Below are 1,594 nucleotides of genomic sequence, written 5' to 3'. Positions count from 1 at the left end.
CACCGTGGCCACGGGAATGCCTGCGGGCATCTGTACAATTGAATAGAGAGAGTCTAACCCTTGTAAAGTGCGCGTGACTACGGGAACTCCAATCACGGGTAAGGGGGTTAAAGATGCCACCATCCCGGGTAAATGGGCAGCGCCGCCGGCTCCAGCGATAATCACTTTTATTCCCCTTAAATGAGCGTTTTTGCCGTATTCAAACATTTTTTCGGGGGTACGATGGGCTGAGACGATGGCGACTTCGTGGCTAATCTGAAAAACCTCTAAAACTGCGATCGCTTCTTTCATGGTGGGTAAGTCGGAATCACTGCCCATAATTACACCCACTAGGGGCGCTGCTGTCACCATAGCTACTAGAAAATAATATTTCCCCTAAATTGTATCGGGATCGATGCCTAATTCTCGCAATTTTTGGGCTAATTTTTCCTTAGCCTGACGTTCCCTTTCTTTCTCTAAAAGAGCCTGCTCTTTTTCTAAAATAGCCTGTTCTTTTGCCTGTCGTTGCTGTAACTCAGCTTCTTGAGGAGTGGGGACTAATTGACCATTGGCGGTAAAATAACGCAGTTTACGGTCAAATATACCTAAATATAATCCTAACTGTTCACTCCATAAATAACCTTGGTCATTGGGAGAAATGGCTTGATATTGTCCCTCAATTAGTCTAAATCCCTGCAATTCTAAACTATTAGGATCGAACCAAAAATAATTAGGAGTGCGAAAGGTATTCTGATAGAGAATTTTCTTGTTATTGCGGTCAATATTGGCCGTAGAATCGGAGAGAATCTCGACAATTACATCGGGATATTTACCCTGTTCTCTCCAAACCACCCAACTTTTGCGGGGACGCTTTTCGGTATCTAAAACCACAAAAAAATCAGGACCCCAGAAATCGCGCTTTTTTAGTTGTTCCTCGTTGTATTAGATGGTTAGATTTCCCGAAGCGTAGTAATCACTCCTCTCGCGCCATAATAATTCTAGACAACTAAGGAGAATGATGATCTGTTGCAGGTTTAGATCACTTTCCACGGGTGGTTCATCACTCCATAAATCTGTGGGGGGACAGGTAACTTCTGGGATCATGTCTAGGGCTGTCATGACTTTTTCCAGGTATTTTAGGATTGATTAATTATAGCTTTTTCTCACAATTGCAGAGATAAGGCGGGGGGATTTTAACCAATAACTTAAGTAGGTAGGCGTTAAAAATTATCAGACACCCCCCTTATCAAGGGTAGGGTTGATTCATGAATCAACCCTACCTTATCAAGGGGGGCAGGGGGGATCGAACCTAAAATCCATTTTTAATTTAATTATAACCAGCTACTTAATCCTACACCTTGACCGATCGCCTTCGGCACTTTATCCTAGCGCCATGGGCAAATATGTTAAAACTTCTATACAATAGCGCCAATAAGCCCGATAACAACGATGACTGAAACCCTAATTCAACCCACAACCCTAGTAGAACTCTTACGTTACCGCGCCACGGCACAACCAGAGGGCCATGCCTACACTTTTCTTATCGATGGTAAAAAAGAAACCCCACCTTTAACCTACAGTGAACTCGATCGCCAAGCAAGAGCAATCGCCGCCT

General features: G+C 43.7%; 1 protein-coding gene and 1 pseudogene. Both read right to left on the bottom strand.

What is annotated here, in order from left to right; translation table 11 throughout:
- Positions 1–351 (bottom strand): 5-(carboxyamino)imidazole ribonucleotide mutase (gene purE / locus PX484_RS08505; RefSeq protein WP_288103456.1); only part of this gene is annotated, 351 nt, incomplete at its 3' end.
- Between the two features lie 24 nt (positions 352–375).
- Positions 376–1,098, bottom strand: a pseudogene (locus PX484_RS08500) (Uma2 family endonuclease).
- Between the last annotated feature and the right edge of the window lie 496 nt (positions 1,099–1,594).

The organism is Microcystis sp. M49636_WE2, from assembly GCF_030065375.1.
GTDB classification, from domain to species: Bacteria; Cyanobacteriota; Cyanobacteriia; order Cyanobacteriales; family Microcystaceae; genus Microcystis; species Microcystis aeruginosa_C.
The sequence above is the reverse complement of the archived record's forward strand: the minus strand, read 5'-3'. Positions and strand labels throughout refer to the sequence as shown.